Origin of the sequence: Mycolicibacterium aichiense (assembly GCF_010726245.1) — a bacterium.
Lineage (GTDB): Bacteria > Actinomycetota > Actinomycetes > Mycobacteriales > Mycobacteriaceae > Mycobacterium > Mycobacterium aichiense.
In genome coordinates this window covers 2404356-2418260 of record NZ_AP022561.1, presented here as the reverse complement: position 1 = coordinate 2418260, position 13905 = coordinate 2404356, and the positions used below count along the sequence as shown (strand labels likewise).

14 protein-coding genes are annotated in these 13905 nt (G+C 69.3%); 5 read left to right on the top strand and 9 right to left on the bottom strand.

Translation table 11 applies throughout. The features are described 5' to 3' along the window. Genes G6N32_RS11725 through G6N32_RS11710 form a run of 4 tightly spaced genes read right to left on the bottom strand, consistent with a single transcriptional unit; the run spans position 1 to position 5114 of the window. The gene (locus G6N32_RS11725; RefSeq protein WP_115319745.1) at positions 1-537 is read right to left on the bottom strand and encodes a LemA family protein; all 537 of its coding nucleotides are present in this window, start codon (positions 535-537) and stop codon (positions 1-3) included. Continuing rightward, the gene (locus G6N32_RS11720; protein ID WP_115319744.1) at positions 531-2333 is read right to left on the bottom strand and encodes a DUF2207 domain-containing protein; all 1803 of its coding nucleotides are present in this window, start codon (positions 2331-2333) and stop codon (positions 531-533) included. Before G6N32_RS11720 ends, G6N32_RS11725 begins: the two co-directional genes overlap by 7 nt. A 49-nt stretch (positions 2334-2382) precedes the next feature. Beyond that, positions 2383-4380, bottom strand: a complete 1998-nt coding sequence (locus G6N32_RS11715) for a primosomal protein N' (RefSeq protein ID WP_115319743.1) — start codon at positions 4378-4380, stop codon at positions 2383-2385. A gap of 32 nt (positions 4381-4412) precedes the next feature. Continuing rightward, positions 4413-5114 (bottom strand): lysoplasmalogenase, encoded by a 702-nt coding sequence (locus G6N32_RS11710; RefSeq protein ID WP_232077766.1) that lies wholly within the window; start codon positions 5112-5114, stop codon positions 4413-4415. Between G6N32_RS11710 and G6N32_RS11705 the strand changes: the two genes are divergently transcribed. From G6N32_RS11705 to G6N32_RS11690, 4 genes are all read left to right on the top strand, one after another. Then, positions 5113-6051: an alpha/beta hydrolase gene (locus G6N32_RS11705; RefSeq protein ID WP_115319742.1), complete on the top strand. Its 939-nt coding sequence runs from the start codon at positions 5113-5115 to the stop codon at positions 6049-6051. The two genes, G6N32_RS11710 and G6N32_RS11705, sit on opposite strands and share 2 nt — an antisense overlap. Positions 6052-6145: 94 nt before the next feature. After that, complete coding sequence (locus tag G6N32_RS11700) at positions 6146-6541, top strand: hemophore-related protein (protein ID WP_163789237.1); 396 nt, start codon at positions 6146-6148, stop codon at positions 6539-6541. Between the two features lie 61 nt (positions 6542-6602). Continuing rightward, on the top strand, positions 6603-8195 hold the full coding sequence (locus G6N32_RS11695) for an adenylate/guanylate cyclase domain-containing protein (protein ID WP_115319740.1): 1593 nt from the start codon (positions 6603-6605) through the stop codon (positions 8193-8195). A gap of 67 nt (positions 8196-8262) precedes the next feature. Continuing rightward, on the top strand, positions 8263-9006 hold the full coding sequence (locus G6N32_RS11690) for a 3-oxoacyl-ACP reductase family protein (protein ID WP_115319739.1): 744 nt from the start codon (positions 8263-8265) through the stop codon (positions 9004-9006). A gap of 76 nt (positions 9007-9082) precedes the next feature. Here G6N32_RS11690 and metK read toward each other — a convergent pair whose 3' ends face one another. The 5 genes from metK to mihF all read right to left on the bottom strand — a co-directional run bounded on the left by metK (position 9083) and on the right by mihF (position 13004). After that, positions 9083-10291, bottom strand: coding sequence for a methionine adenosyltransferase (gene metK / locus G6N32_RS11685; protein WP_115319738.1), 1209 nt, complete (start codon positions 10289-10291; stop codon positions 9083-9085). Between the two features lie 114 nt (positions 10292-10405). Then, on the bottom strand, positions 10406-11650 hold the full coding sequence (coaBC, locus tag G6N32_RS11680) for a bifunctional phosphopantothenoylcysteine decarboxylase/phosphopantothenate--cysteine ligase CoaBC (protein ID WP_163789234.1): 1245 nt from the start codon (positions 11648-11650) through the stop codon (positions 10406-10408). Between the two features lie 21 nt (positions 11651-11671). Beyond that, positions 11672-11974, bottom strand: a complete 303-nt coding sequence (gene rpoZ, locus G6N32_RS11675) for a DNA-directed RNA polymerase subunit omega (protein ID WP_036338010.1) — start codon at positions 11972-11974, stop codon at positions 11672-11674. An 81-nt stretch (positions 11975-12055) separates the two neighbouring features. Then, positions 12056-12673, bottom strand: coding sequence for a guanylate kinase (gene gmk / locus G6N32_RS11670; protein WP_115319736.1), 618 nt, complete (start codon positions 12671-12673; stop codon positions 12056-12058). A 7-nt stretch (positions 12674-12680) separates the two neighbouring features. Further along, positions 12681-13004, bottom strand: a complete 324-nt coding sequence (gene mihF / locus G6N32_RS11665) for an integration host factor, actinobacterial type (RefSeq protein ID WP_036338016.1) — start codon at positions 13002-13004, stop codon at positions 12681-12683. Between the two features lie 469 nt (positions 13005-13473). Here mihF and G6N32_RS11660 point away from each other — a divergent pair, with 469 nt between their 5' ends. After that, positions 13474-13905, top strand: a complete 432-nt coding sequence (locus G6N32_RS11660) for a hypothetical protein (RefSeq protein ID WP_115319735.1) — start codon at positions 13474-13476, stop codon at positions 13903-13905.

Below are 13905 nucleotides of genomic sequence, written 5' to 3'. Positions count from 1 at the left end.
CTACTTTGGCACCTGGTAGAACTCGCGCTGCGACACCCCGGCCATCCCCGCCACGAACATCGTCGGAATCGTGGTGATCAGCCGGTTCGAGGTGGCCACCGCATCGTTGTAGTACTGCCGGGCGAACGCCAGCTTGTCCTCGGTGTCGGCGAGGTTCTGCTGCAGGTTGAGGAAGTTGCTCGAGGAGTTCAGTTGGGGGTAGGTCTGACCCAGCGCCAGCACCTGACCGACCGCACTGTCGAACTCCTTTTCAGCCGAACTCCGTTGCGCCACAGATTTTCCCGTGGTCGCAGCGGCCAGTGCGGTCTGGGCGTCGGCGACGTGATCCAGGATCGCCTTCTCATGGGCCGCGAAACTCTGAACGGTCTGCACCAGGCTGGGGATCAGCGACGCCCGCCGGGTGAGCTGAACGTCGATGCCGCCCAGCGCCTCGTCTACCCGGACGTCGGCGGCGCGAACCTTGTTGTAGCCCAGCACAAATCCGATCAGCACCAGCACCGCGAGCACCAGCACCACGATCAGCACGAAGCTCACCACGATCCGCCTCCTCCCCCGCCACCGCCGCCGCCTCCGCCACCGCCGCCCCCACCGCCGCCACTGCTGGACGACGACGAGGACTGCGAGGCGGTGTAGGCGCCGATCGACGACGACAACGCCGACTCGAAGCTGTCGAAACTAGCACCCCCGCCGCTCGCGGCATGCCAACCGGTGCCCGACGACGAGTGATACCAGTCCGGCTGCGGATCGACCTGGCCGGTCGCGGTCTGGTACTTGCGGGCCCACAGCGCGGCCACCCCGCCGGCCACGGCGAACGGGATGTAGGCGGTGTAGAGGTCCTTGCGGGCGGCGAAGTCGAAGCGCGACTCGGCCGAGTCGGTGGCCAGCATCCGGTGGAAGCCGCCCACCTGCGACCACAGTTCGCGCCCCGCGGCCGTGCGCCTGCTGCCCACGCCGTCGGTCCAGGATCTGGACGACTGCAGGAAGAACAGCGCGAACGGCAGGCCCCACAGGGTGAACGGTGCCCAGACGAAGGCGCAGACAGCCAGCACGAGGGCCAGGAAGTTGAAGAACCGCAGCCAGAGCTCCTTGGAACGTTTGACCATCAGCCCGTCGAACGCCCATTTCTTGACCGACGCGGCCATGTCCTCCTTGGCCTTGGCCAGCTTCTTGCCTGCCGTCACGGTGCCGTTGGCGTCGAAGCGGGCGTCCGGGCCGATGACCTTCAGCGCCCCGCCGACGTCGATGCTGACCGGGTCGACGTCGGCCCACGCCGCGGCCGGTGCACTGCCGGTGATGGTCCACTTCTTGTCGCTGACCTGGTGCAGTGTGATCAGCTTGCGTTCGGCCAGGTAGAACAGCGTCGCGGTCAGCCCGTTGGCCGGCACCTTCTCGGTGCGGATGTATTCGCATTGCACCGGCCCCAGGCCGGGCGGCGGCGCGTACTGCAGCGGGAACCCCGGTGGGGGCTCGACCGTCGTCCGCCACCACAGGAAGGCGCCGAGCGCGGCGGCCACCGACGTCCCAAGCAGCCACAGCACAAGCGGCAGGGAGCGGCCCAGGACCGGGTCCCACCGGTAGGACCACGGCAACTCGGCGCGCGGTGGGGTGGGCACGTCCACTCCGGCGCGCACGGTCACCGGCGTCCGCGGATCCAGGTTGCTGGCCGCCAGGCGGATCCGGTCACCACTGACGGTGAGGTCGTCGCACGCACGGCCGACGCCGTAGCCGACCGAGCACTGGGCGCCGCTGACGCCACCGGGCAGCGTGACCGAGATGTCGGCCCGCTCGATGACGTTGTTCCAGCCCGGGGCAACGACATTCCAGAAGAACGCCGACCGCGACGACGGGTCACCGGTCGACGACGCGAATTTCTTGCCTGCGCCGGTGTCACCGGGGTCGAGGACGCCGTCGATGCTGTACCGGATCCGGTAGACGTGGGTGCCGTAGTCGAGGTAACTGTTCGGATCGCCGATCTTGGCCACCCGGAACCGCTTTCCGTCCTCCCACGACAGTGCGTAGGGCACCGGGCGGTCGTCGAGGAGGATCTCGCTGACGTGAGGTGGCTGACGGACCCGCGGACTGTTGACGTTTGCCACGTCCCAGTACCGGAAGATGCCGTGCCGCCCGCTGGGGAACCGGCCGGTGATGATCTCGGTGGCGTCCAGCCTGCCGTTGGCGTCGACGACGAACTCGGCCTGGTAATCGGTGATGACCACCGGATCCGACGGCGGGCTGCCCTGCGAACCGCCGGTGAGCACCAGCGGCCACAACAACCCAATGACGATGAGCAGCAAAACGATCGAGAGCCGGATGATCCGGCCGGTCCATTTCATCTCGCCTCCCCCGTTTCGTCGGGTTCACGCCCCCTTGTTTCGCCGGGCTTCACCCTATGTGCAAAGGATCGATCTGTACCCGAACTGCCTCGTGGTCGTGCCGGGCGCTGGCGATCGCGATGGCGCTGCGCAGTGAGGCGGCCAGAGCCAGACCCTCATCCCGGCCGACCCGCACCAGCATGCGGATGACGGGTTCGCCGGGGGCGGTGGCGGGTGGGCGGCGGACTCCCGGCGGCAGATCGACGGGCCCGAGCTGGTCGGCGTCCTCGGGCAGTTCGGCATGGTCGAGCAGCGCGCCGACCGCGGCCGCCCCGCCGTCGATGGCGGCCATGTGGACGCACGGCGGCAGCCCGACCTCGGCGCGGGCCTCCACCTCGGCTTCGGCGTGACCGACCGGATCCCACTTGATCAGCGCCTGCACGGTCGGGATGGCTGATTCGGCGACCACGGCCACCACGCCGCCGTCGCCGCGGGGCCGGACCTGCGCGGCGGCGCCCATCCAGCGTCGAAGGGTGTCCTCGGCTGCCCGCAGATCCTGGCGGCCCAATAGTGCCCAGCTGTCCAGCAGCAGCGCGGCGCCGTAGCCGCCCTGCACCCGGGGTTCGGCGCCGGGGGTGGCCACGACGAGGGCCGGCCCCGGCTCGATCTCGGTGTGCACGGCGTCGCCCGCCGAGGTGATCACCGTGGTGCCCGGGAAGGCCCGGCCCATCTCCTCGGCGGTCCGGCGCGCGCCGACGATGACGGCCCGGATCGCGTCCGAGCCGCAGCGCCGGCAGCGCAGTGCGGTGTCCATCCGGCCACACCAGCGGCACACCGCCCCGGCGGCGTCTCGCTCGGACAGCGACAGCGGCCCCATGCAGTGCCGGCAGCGGGCGATCGTCCGGCATCGGGCGCAGGCCACCGACGGCACATATCCCCGCCGCGGCACCTGGATCAGGACCGGCGCCTCGCGTTCGAGGGCGCCCCGCGCAGCGCGCAGGGCCAGCGACGGCAGCCGGGCCGAGCGGGCGGCCGGATCGCGCTCCTCGGCGTAACCCTCGTCGTCGAGGGCCACCACCCGCGGCGCAGCCGCGCGGACCAGCGGGCGGGCCGCCACCAGATCGTGCGCCCAGCCGCTGCGGACCAGCGCCTGCGCCTCGGCGGTGCGGGCGTAGCCGCCGATCACCGCCGCGCAGCGCAACTGATGTGCGCGCAGCATCGCCACTTCGCGGGCGTGCGGGTACGGGGCACGGGGTTCGGCCAGGGTGTCGTCGCCGTCGTCCCAGACGATCACCAGACCGAGACGCTCGACCGGGGCGAACACCGCGCTGCGGGTGCCGATGACCAGGCGGGCATGGCCGCGCAACGCCGACAGCCAGCGCCGGTAGCGCGCCGACGGTCCGAGCCCGGCGGACAGCGCGACGACGGCGGCCGGGTCGATCCGCGCGGTGGCGGCCTGCCAGAGCGCGTCGATGTCGCGCTGGTCGGGAACCACCGCGAGCACCCCGTAGCCCCCGCTGACCGCCGCCGCGGCAGCTTCGGCGATCCGGTCGCACCACTGCTCACCGGGCAGTGCCTGCCAGACCGCGCGGGCGGCCCGGCCTTCGTTCAGGGCGGTCAGGAACTGGTCGCCGCGGCCGTAGCGGGCCCAGCCGGCCGGGTCCACCGGCTCGACCACCGGCAGCAGCGGCGCCTCGGCCTGCATCTTCTCGGCGCGGGCGTGGCGCGGCGGAATGGCCAGCCGCAGCACATCCGGGCGGGTGCCCGCGTAACGGGCGGCGACGGCGTCGACCAGCCTGCGGACTTCCGGGGTGAGCACCGGCTCGGCCGAGATCACCCGGTCCAGCCAGCCCAATTGGCCGACGTGGTCGGTATCGGACCGTCGCTCGAGTACGAAGGCGTCGACCAGCCGGCCGTGGAAGCGGACCCGCACCCGCACCCCGGGCTGCGCGTCGTCGGACTGTTCGGCCGACACCAGATAGTCGAACTCACGGTCCAGGTGCGGCACCGACAACATCGGCAGCACCCGGGCGATGGGTTCGTGCTCGGCGGCGCGCCGGATCGGCATCGTCGAAGACTATCGACGACTCCGACAAACGGTCAGTCGCCGGCCCCGCGACCGAAGAACAAGCCCGCAGTGATCAGCACCATCGATGTCGCATACGCCCACCAGATCGGCACTTCCAACGCGTTCGAGCGCAGCACGAACCGGCCGATTCCGATCATCCCGTCCGACACCGCGAAACACACCGCCCCCAGCGCCGTCCACGGCGTGGGCAGCTGGGCCAACAATGCCGAGCACACCATCGCGGCCAGCACGGCCATATAGACGAGGACAGGAATGGTCAGTCCGTCGGCCACCAGACTCGGCCAGAACCAGATCAGCAAACTCACGCAGGCGATGACCACAACCGCCGAGGCGGCCAGGCGCGGCCGGCTGGCACCGCGAAGCGGCAGCAGCGCGCCCAGAAAGCAGAGGTGAGCCACCAGGAACGAGCCGAGGCCCAGCACGAACGACGGCTGCCACCACGGCATCGCGAGGAAGAAGTCGCCGCCGGCCGAGAACAGCAGCGCCGCGACCAGCCAGCGCCGCTCCCGCACGGGCGGATGCCACAGCGCGGCCACTGCCAGCAGCACGGCCATCAGTGCTTTGACGGCGGGCTGGCCGGGGAATCGGCCGGTGAGTTCGGCGTTCTCGGGCAACCGCAGCGCCGCGACGGCCAGGAAGACGCCGTAGCCGACCGCGACCGCGGCACCGGCCGCCCACCAGGTTGTCAGCCTGCGTAAGTACGGTGATTTCATGCCCAGTTCGGACAGACCGCCGGTGGATGCCATCCTGCAGAAGGTACTGGAAGCCGTGCCATTCCAATTGACCGTTGACGGCGGAATCGAGGAGGCGCGCCGCCGCCTGCGCGACCTGCCGCGCGGCGCGGTGCACCCGGACCTGCGGGTGGAGAACCACCAGATCGACGGGCCCGCAGGCCCGATCCCGGTCCGGGTCTACTGGCCCGATGACGTCGAGCGCCCTCCGGTGACGATGTACTTCCACGGCGGCGGCTTCGCCGTCGGCGACCTGGACACCCATGACGGCACGGCCCGCGAACACGCCGTCGCCGCAGGCACGCTGGTGGTGTCGGTCGACTATCGGCTGGCCCCGGAACACCCCTACCCGGCCGCGGTCGACGACGTCTGGGCTGCCACCCGGTGGGTGGCCGACAACGCCGACCGCTTCGGCGCGGACGGCTCGCGGCTGGCGGTGGCCGGCGACTCCGCCGGCGGCACGCTGTCCGCGGTCGTGGCCCAGCTGGCCCGGGACAACGACGGCCCGCCGATCGCATTCCAGCTGCTCTGGTACCCGTCGACGATGTGGGACAACTCGCTGCCGTCGTTCGCCGAGAACGCTGACGCACCCGTGCTCGACAACGCTGCCATCGAGGCGTTCACCAGGTGGTATGCCGGCCATGTGGACCTGAGCGACCCGCCCGCCGGCCTGGCGCCGGGCCGGGCGGCCGACCTCTCCGGTCTGCCGCCGGCCTACATCGCCGTCGCCGGCCACGACCCGCTGCGCGACGACGGCGCCCGCTACGCCGAGCTGCTGGCGGCCGCGGGTGTAACAGTCGACCTGCATTTGGCCGACACATTGGTGCACGGCTACCTCGGTTACGCCGGGGTGGTGCCGGCCGCCACTGCGGCGGCCGACCGTGGATTAGCCGCTCTGCGCGCAGCGTTGCACGCCTGAGCGGACGAAAACGCACGGCTAGCAGCAAACCTTGTCGGGACCGTCCGGACAGGCCAGAATGGCACCAATCGCCACAATCGGGAGGATCTACCCCATGAACATTGCTGAAGCCGCCGGAGCCCGGCGCACGCTCGGCATCTGTCTCGGCGCTGTCGCGGTCGGTCTGGCATCGGCCGTTATCGCCGCTCCGGCCGCCATGGCGGCACCGGACTGCAGCAAGCCCGCCGTCGATGCCCAGGTTGCGCAGTCGCAGGGCGCGATCCAGGGCTACCTCAACACGCACCCGGACGGGCAGCGGATGCTGATGACCGCGGCGCTGCAGCCGCGCGCTCAGGCCTCCGCCACCCTGCAGGCCTATGCGCAGTCGAACCCGCAGGAATACCAGGAGTTCACCGCGCTCCTGGCTCCGCTGGGCACGCTGCAGAAGCAGTGCGGCGTCCAGGTCATCCCGCCGCAGTATCAGTGGGCGTTCGACCAGTTCGTCGGCTGATCAACTCCGCCTCACCAGTACAGCCCGGCCGTTATGACTCGACGGCCGGGCTGACTGTTTGATGCCCGCACCACGAACTCACCGAGTCCTGGAGTGGCTCACCCAGCAGAGCACCCAGTCCCCGGCCACACCGGAGTACGGCTCCTGGTTGCTGGGGCGAGTCTCGGAAAGCCAGCGCCGCCGGCGCATTCGAATCCAGGTCATCCTCACGGTCTTCGTGGTGGTCGCCAACCTCATCGGGGTCGCCGTTGCGATGTCGGTGATCACCGTCGCCATCCCGGTGCCCAACATCTTCGCCGGCCGCGCCCACCTGATCACGACCGTGGTGGCTCCGGCCTACGTGGTCGTCGCGGTGATCGTCGGCTGGGTGTGGGCCACCCGCCGCATCCTGGACGCCTTGCGGTGGTCGATCGAAGACCGCCCGCCGACCCCGCGCGATCAGCGCAACACCTTTCGCGCCCCGTGGCAGTTGACCGTTATCCCGTTGGTGCTCTGGGGTGTTGGCGCAGCGTTGCTGACCACTCTGTACGGCATGGTCGACACGGGTTACATCCCCAAGATGCTGTTCGGGATCACGTTCAGCGGGATCGTGGTGTCGGCGAGCTGTTACTTCTTCACCGAGTTCGCATTGCGTCCGGTCGCGGCGCAAGCCCTGGAGACCGGTACGCCCGACCACCGTGGCGGCCCGGGAGTGCTGGGCCGGACGATCATGGCCTGGGTGCTGGGCTCCTGTGTGCCCGTCATCGGGATCGCGCTGGCGGCGGGTTTCACCCTGACCCTGCGCAACATGACGGTGACCCAGCTTTCGGTGGCGGTGTTGCTCTTGGCCGCTGCTGCAGCGATTTTCGGCTTCATCCTCATCCTGATCGCCTCCTGGTTGATCGCCACACCGGTTCAGGTCGTGCGCGCCGCGATGCAGCGCGTCGAGGACGGTGATCTCGACACCCACGTGGTGGTGTTCGACGGCACCGAGCTCGGTGAACTGCAGCGCGGTTTCAACCGAATGGTCGAGGGTCTACGCGAACGCGACCGGGTCCGGGACCTGTTCGGACGACATGTCGGCCGCGATGTCGCGCTGGCCGCCGAAAAGCGCAACATCAACCTCGGCGGCGAAGAGTGTTCGGCCGCTGTGTTGTTCGTCGACATCGTCGGATCCACTCAGGTGGTGGGCAGCCGACCGCCCGTGGAGGTCGTCGAGCTGCTCAATGAATTCTTCGGCGTCGTGGTCGACGAGGTCGAGCGCTGCGGCGGTCTGATCAACAAGTTCGAAGGCGACGGCGCGCTGGCGGTGTTCGGCGCGCCGGTGGCTCAGGAACATCCCGAGACCAACGCCCTCGCGGCCGCGCGGGCGATCGCGGATCGCCTCCGCCGCGACGTGCCCGACATCTCGGTGGGCATCGGGGTGGCTTCCGGCATCGTGGTTGCCGGCAACATCGGGTCCCATCACCGGTTCGAGTACACCGTCATCGGCGATCCCGTGCACGAGGCGTCCCGGCTGTGCGAACTGGCCAAGAAGACCGGCGCCGGCGTGCTCGCGTCCGCTCCCACCCTGGAAGCGGCCGAGGCCGCCGAGCAACGGTTCTGGACACTGGGCGACGAGGTGGTGCTGCGCGGCCGCTCGTCGCCGACCCGGCTTGCCGCTCCCGCGGAATGATCTCGGCCGTCCGCTACTTGTTCTGGTTTGGCATTCCAATAGCTGGACAACGCAACGGAGGAACCCCATGACCACACCCCTGGCCGGCCGGCGCGCACTGGTCACCGGCGGCTCGCGCGGAATCGGCGCCGAGATCGTGCGCCGCCTGGTCGCCGACGGCGCCGCGGTGGCGTTCACCTACCAATCGTCGGCGCAGACGGCGCAAGAGCTGGCCGACGAGCTGGTCGCCGCGGGGGGCAAGGTCGTCGCGATCCAAGCCGACAGCGCCGACCCGGCCGCGGTCACCGCCGCGGTCGACGAGACCGTCGCGGCCCTGGGCGGGCTGGACATCCTGGTCAACAACGCCGGTATCGCGTCCGCCGGACTCATCGAGGACTTTCCACTCGAGGAGTTCGACCGGTTGCTCGCGGTCAATGTGCGCGGTGTTTACGCCGCGATCCAGCGCGCGGTCCCGCATCTGGGCGAGGGCGGGCGGATCATCACGATCGGCAGCGTCAACGCCGACCGGGTGCCGATGAACGGGCTGGCGGTGTACGCGTTGACGAAGGCGGCCGTCGCCGGCCTGACCCGCGGTCTGGTACGCGAGCTCGGGCCGCGCGGCATCACGATCAACACCATCCAGCCGGGGCCGGTGGCCACCGACATGAATCCCGAGGTCGGCGGATTCTCCGACGAGGTGCGGCCCTTCATCGCCGTCGGGCGCTACGGGCAGCCGCGCGATATCGCCAGTGCGGTCGCCTATCTGGCGTCACCGGAGGCCGGTTACGTCACCGGTGTCACCTGGAACGTCGACGGCGGTTTCGTCATCTAGGTCATCCAGCGCCGAAACCGACGTGTGGCAGGCATCGTCCGGGACGAGGCCTGCCACACGTCGATCTCGAGGAGAGTTAGACCGAGTTCTTCAGGTCGTCGACCTTGTCGAGGCGCTCCCACGGCAGGTCGACGTCGGTCCGTCCGAAGTGGCCGTAGGCGGCGGTCGGCGCGTAGATCGGGCGCAGCAGGTCCAGGTCGCGGACGATCGCGCCCGGGCGCAGGTCGAACACCGCGGTGATGGCCTTCTCGATGCGGGCCGGGTCGACGGTCTCGGAGCCGAAGGTCTCGACGAACAGGCCCACCGGGGCGGCCTTGCCGATGGCGTAGGCGACCTGCACCTCGACCCGCTCGGCCAGACCGGCGGCGACGACGTTCTTGGCCACCCAGCGCATCGCGTACGCCGCCGAGCGGTCCACCTTTGACGGGTCCTTGCCGGAGAACGCACCGCCGCCGTGACGGGCCCAGCCGCCGTAGGTGTCGACGATGATCTTGCGACCGGTCAGGCCGGCGTCACCCATCGGGCCGCCGAGCACGAACTTGCCGGTCGGGTTGACCAGCAGCCGGAAGTCCGAGGTGTCCATCGTGTCGTGGCCGAGCTCGGCCAGCACGGTGTTGACTACCTTTTCCCGGATGTCCGGGGCCAGGGTGTTCTCCAGGTCGATGCCGGCGGCGTGCTGCGTGGACAAGACGACGGTGTCCAGCCGAACCGGGGTGGTGCCCTCGTACTGCACGGTGACCTGGGTCTTGCCGTCGGGGCGCAGGTAGTCCAGCACGCCGCTCTTGCGTACCTCGGTCAACCGGCGGGCCAGCCGGTGCGCCAGGGCGATCGGCAGCGGCATGAGCTCCGGGGTGTCCTTGATGGCGTAGCCGAACATCAGCCCCTGGTCGCCGGCGCCCTGCAGGTCCAGCGGGTCGCCGGCACCCTCGACGCGGGTCTCGTGAGCGGTGTCCACACCCTGGGCGATGTCGGGCGACTGGCGACCGATACCGATGTTGACGCCGGCGGTCTCGCCGTCGAAGCCCTTTTCCGAGGAGTCGTAGCCGATGTCCAGGATGCGCTTGCGCACGGTGTCGTTGATGTCGGCGAACGCTTCCTTGGCCGACGTGGTCACCTCGCCGATGACGTGCACCTGGCCGGTGGTGACGGCGGTTTCCACCGCGACGCGGGACTTCGGGTCCGCGGCAAGCAGCGAGTCGAGGATCGAGTCGCTGATGGCGTCACAGATCTTGTCGGGGTGTCCTTCGGTGACCGACTCGCTGGTAAACAGCCGACCTGTGCTCACAGTGTTTTCCTTTCAAGAACTTAGTTCGGCGAATCATATATTCGCCCCTACAGACCAAACCGGCACGGTACGTCCCGCGCAAGGCTTATGCGCACATTTCTTCCTCTTGCGACGCTAGGCCTCGCGCCGCAGGAGCATCGCGATCGCGTCCACGATACGGCTTGCCATCAGCGTCTTCGACCCGTGCTCCAACGCGAACTCGGTGCCATCGGCGCTCAACAACCATCCGTCGTTGTTGTCCACCTCGAATGCCCGCCCCTCGCCGACCGCATTGACGACGAGCAGATCACAGCCTTTGCGAGCCAGTTTGGCCCTGGCGTGGAACAGCACGTCACCATTGGCGTCACCGGTTTCGGCGGCGAATCCGACGATCGCGCGCATATTCGGCAGCTGCCCGTCGGTACGCTGACGCACCGCCCCGGCCAGCACGTCGTCGGTTCGCACCAACTCGATAGCAGGCGCATCCACCACATCGGGCTTCTTCTTGATCTTGCTGGCCTCCACGCGGGCGGGCCGGAAGTCGGCGACGGCGGCGGCCATCACGAGAACGTGGGCGTCCGGCGCGTGCTTGGTGACGGCCTCGTGCAGCTGCTCGGCGGACGTGATGTGCAGGACGTGTACGCCGGCCGGGTCGGCGAGCCCGGCGGTGTTGCCGGCGATCAGCGTCACGTCGGCACCACGCTGGGCGGCGACCCTGGCCACCGCGTAACCCTGCTTGCCCGAACTGCGGTTGCCGATGAAGCGGACCGGGTCGATCGCTTCGCGGGTGCCGCCCGCGCTCACCAGCAGTTTGACACCGCTCAGGTCGAAAGGCATGGCGTCGGCACGGGCCAGCAGAAGTTCGGCGAACGTGGTGATCTCCTCCGGCTCGGGCAGCCGCCCGGGGCCGGTGTCGGCGCCGGTGAGTCGCCCGGAAGCCGGTTCAAGCACGACCGACCCGCGCCGGCGCAACGTCTCCACATTGGCAACGGTGGCCGGGTGCAACCACATCTCGGTGTGCATGGCCGGCGCGAACAGCACCGGGCAGCGGGCGGTGAGCAGCGTCGCGGTCAGTAGGTCGTCAGCGCGGCCGGCGACAGCGCGGGCCAGCAGGTCCGCGGTGGCCGGGGCGACGACGACGAGGTCGGCTTCCTGCCCGAGGCGGACGTGCGGGACTTCGTCGACGTCTTCGAAGACGCCGGTGTGGACCGGATGCCCGGACAGAGCCTCGAACGTCGCAGCGCCGACGAACCGCAATGCCGATTCGGTGGGGATGACGCGGACGTCGTGGCCGGCCTCGCTGAGCTGGCGGACGACCGAACACGCCTTGTATGCGGCGATGCCTCCGGCGACGCCGACGATGATCCGCTTGCGGTTCATCAACTGGCCCGGGCTGCTGGGCTACTCGCCTTCGGTGTGCTCGAGCAGGTCGCCGTGGATCTCGCGCATCGAGATCGACAGCGGCTTCTCCTGCAGGCCGGGCTCGACGAGCGGGCCGACGTATTCGAGGATGCCGTCGCCGAGCTGGTTGTAGTAGTCGTTGATCTGCCGGGCACGCTTGGCCGCATAGATCACCAGCGCGTACTTGCTCGACACCCGGTCCAGCAACTCGTCGATGGGCGGGTTGGTGATGCCCAACGGTGTGTCATAGGCGGTTGCGGCACCCGGGGCCGGATCGTAGTGATCCGTGCTGGCTTGCGTCACGTAGAACTTCTTCCTGGCGGATTGAGGGTCTGACTCGGTCTGGTGAGGCGGTGTCTCACGCCGGCTTCGGGGGCCCGACTGTCACGAATCTTCGCGGCCCACCAGCAAGGATACCAATTCGGCGCAGGCCGACTCCAATTGGCTGTTCACGACGACCACGTCGAACCTGCCCTGAGCTGCGAGCTCGGCCCGGGCGGTGGCCAGGCGACGCTCGACCTGCTCCTGAGTTTCGGTACCCCGACCGGCCAATCGCTGTTCGAGCGCTTCCCAGCTGGGTGGCGCCAGGAACACGGTCAAGGCCTCCGGCATCGCCCGTTTGACGGCGTCGGCGCCGGCCAGGTCAACCTCGATCAGAACCGGGTGACCGGTCTCGGCGGCCTCGGCCACCGGCGCGGCCAGTGTGCCGGAGCGCTGCAGACCGTTGTGGATCTCGGCCCATTCGAGCAGCTCACCATCATCGATCAACTGCTGGAAACGTGCGGGGGTGACGAAGTGGTAGTCGACCCCGTCCACCTCGCCCGGGCGCTGGGCCCGGGTGGTGGCCGACACACTGAAGTGCAGGTCGGGCACCTGCTCGCGCAGGCGGCGGACGATCGTCGACTTCCCCACCCCGGACGGCCCGGACAGCACCACCACTCGGCCATGGCCACGGTGGTCAGGCGTATCGCCCGTGCTGTCCGGCCCTCCGCCGGCATTCACCGACTGTCTAGTCAGCGGTGAAGTCGAACTTTTCCAGCAATGCCTTGCGCTGCCGATCGCCGAGTCCGCGCAGGCGGCGGGTCGGAGCGATCTCGAGCTCGGTCATGATTTCCTGCGCCTTGACCTTGCCCACCTTGGGCAGGGCTTCCAGCAGCGCGGAAACCTTCATCTTGCCGAGGACCTCGTCGGTCTCAGCGTCCTTGAGCACCTGCTTGAGGTTGGTGCCACCACGCTTGAGCCGATCCTTGAGCTCAGCTCGTGCGCGACGCGCGGCAGCAGCCTTCTCCAACGCGGCTGCACGCTGCTCGTCGGTCAACTGGGGAAGGGCCACGGGTTCCTCCGTCTCATCACCATCATTGTTTTGCCTGGGCCGGGTACTTCAGCCAGCGACGCCGACCGTACCCACGCTCTCTGACGAAATCTAACCCCACCCCCTGCTTACCGGTGCAAAGCCGCAGGATATGGCACAAGATCACCTTGTTCGGACAGGTGTCGGGACAGCCGTCCGCCTGCTCGGTGGCGGCCCGCAGATATTCGCGAGCGGGCCGGAAAATGCGGCGCCACCTGCAGGTTCTCCACTGCCGGGCGGTTCGCCACAGACCGGACACCCGTCTGACGGGGTGGGCCGGGGCCGAATTTCACCTCACAGGCAGGTCACGGCGTGTCGGGCGTGTCGAGACGACCCCGTCCGCGCGCTTATCGCATACACAGCTGCGCGACAGATTTTGCATAGCCCAGCTACCTAACGTGGTGGATGTCGGGGTGTTCAGCGAGAAATTCGACCCTCGAAGGGGCGTGCCATGTCCATCACACATTCCACCCGGGCTGCCGCACTGGCAGTCGGGATCACCATCGCGGGGCTGACGGTGGGAGCGGCGCCCGCGCTCGCCGATCCCGGTCCGGGCCCCGGACCGGGCCAGTGCGGTTTCCAAGGCTGCCAGGGACCCGGCCAGCGTGGCGTGGACGGACCCGGAGGCGATCGCCGCGGCCCCGGCCCGGCTGACTGGCGCGGCGGCCCTGGTGGCGGGCCTGGCGGCCCGCAATGGCGCGGCGGCGACGACCGCGGCTGGCGGCCCGGCCCGCCGCCGCCCGACCTCGGTTGGCGCGGAATCGACCAGGGCCGCTGGGATCATCAGCCGTTCAACTACAACGGCAACTGGGTCAACCCGGTCTTCGACCAGGGCTACCGAGCCTGGGGCTTCTGGCTCTTCGGGGTGTGGATCCCGCTGTAA

Coding starts and splice junctions, on each gene's coding strand:
- G6N32_RS11720 (WP_115319744.1), bottom strand. CDS start 2,333: ATGAAATGGACCGGCCGGATCATCCGGCTCTCGATCGTTTTGCTGCTC.
- G6N32_RS11715 (WP_115319743.1), bottom strand. CDS start 4,380: ATGCCGATCCGGCGCGCCGCCGAGCACGAACCCATCGCCCGGGTGCTG.
- G6N32_RS11705 (WP_115319742.1), top strand. CDS start 5,113: ATGCCCAGTTCGGACAGACCGCCGGTGGATGCCATCCTGCAGAAGGTA.
- G6N32_RS11710 (WP_232077766.1), bottom strand. CDS start 5,114: ATGAAATCACCGTACTTACGCAGGCTGACAACCTGGTGGGCGGCCGGT.
- G6N32_RS11700 (WP_163789237.1), top strand. CDS start 6,146: ATGAACATTGCTGAAGCCGCCGGAGCCCGGCGCACGCTCGGCATCTGT.
- G6N32_RS11695 (WP_115319740.1), top strand. CDS start 6,603: ATGCCCGCACCACGAACTCACCGAGTCCTGGAGTGGCTCACCCAGCAG.
- G6N32_RS11690 (WP_115319739.1), top strand. CDS start 8,263: ATGACCACACCCCTGGCCGGCCGGCGCGCACTGGTCACCGGCGGCTCG.
- coaBC (WP_163789234.1), bottom strand. CDS start 11,650: ATGAACCGCAAGCGGATCATCGTCGGCGTCGCCGGAGGCATCGCCGCA.
- G6N32_RS11660 (WP_115319735.1), top strand. CDS start 13,474: ATGTCCATCACACATTCCACCCGGGCTGCCGCACTGGCAGTCGGGATC.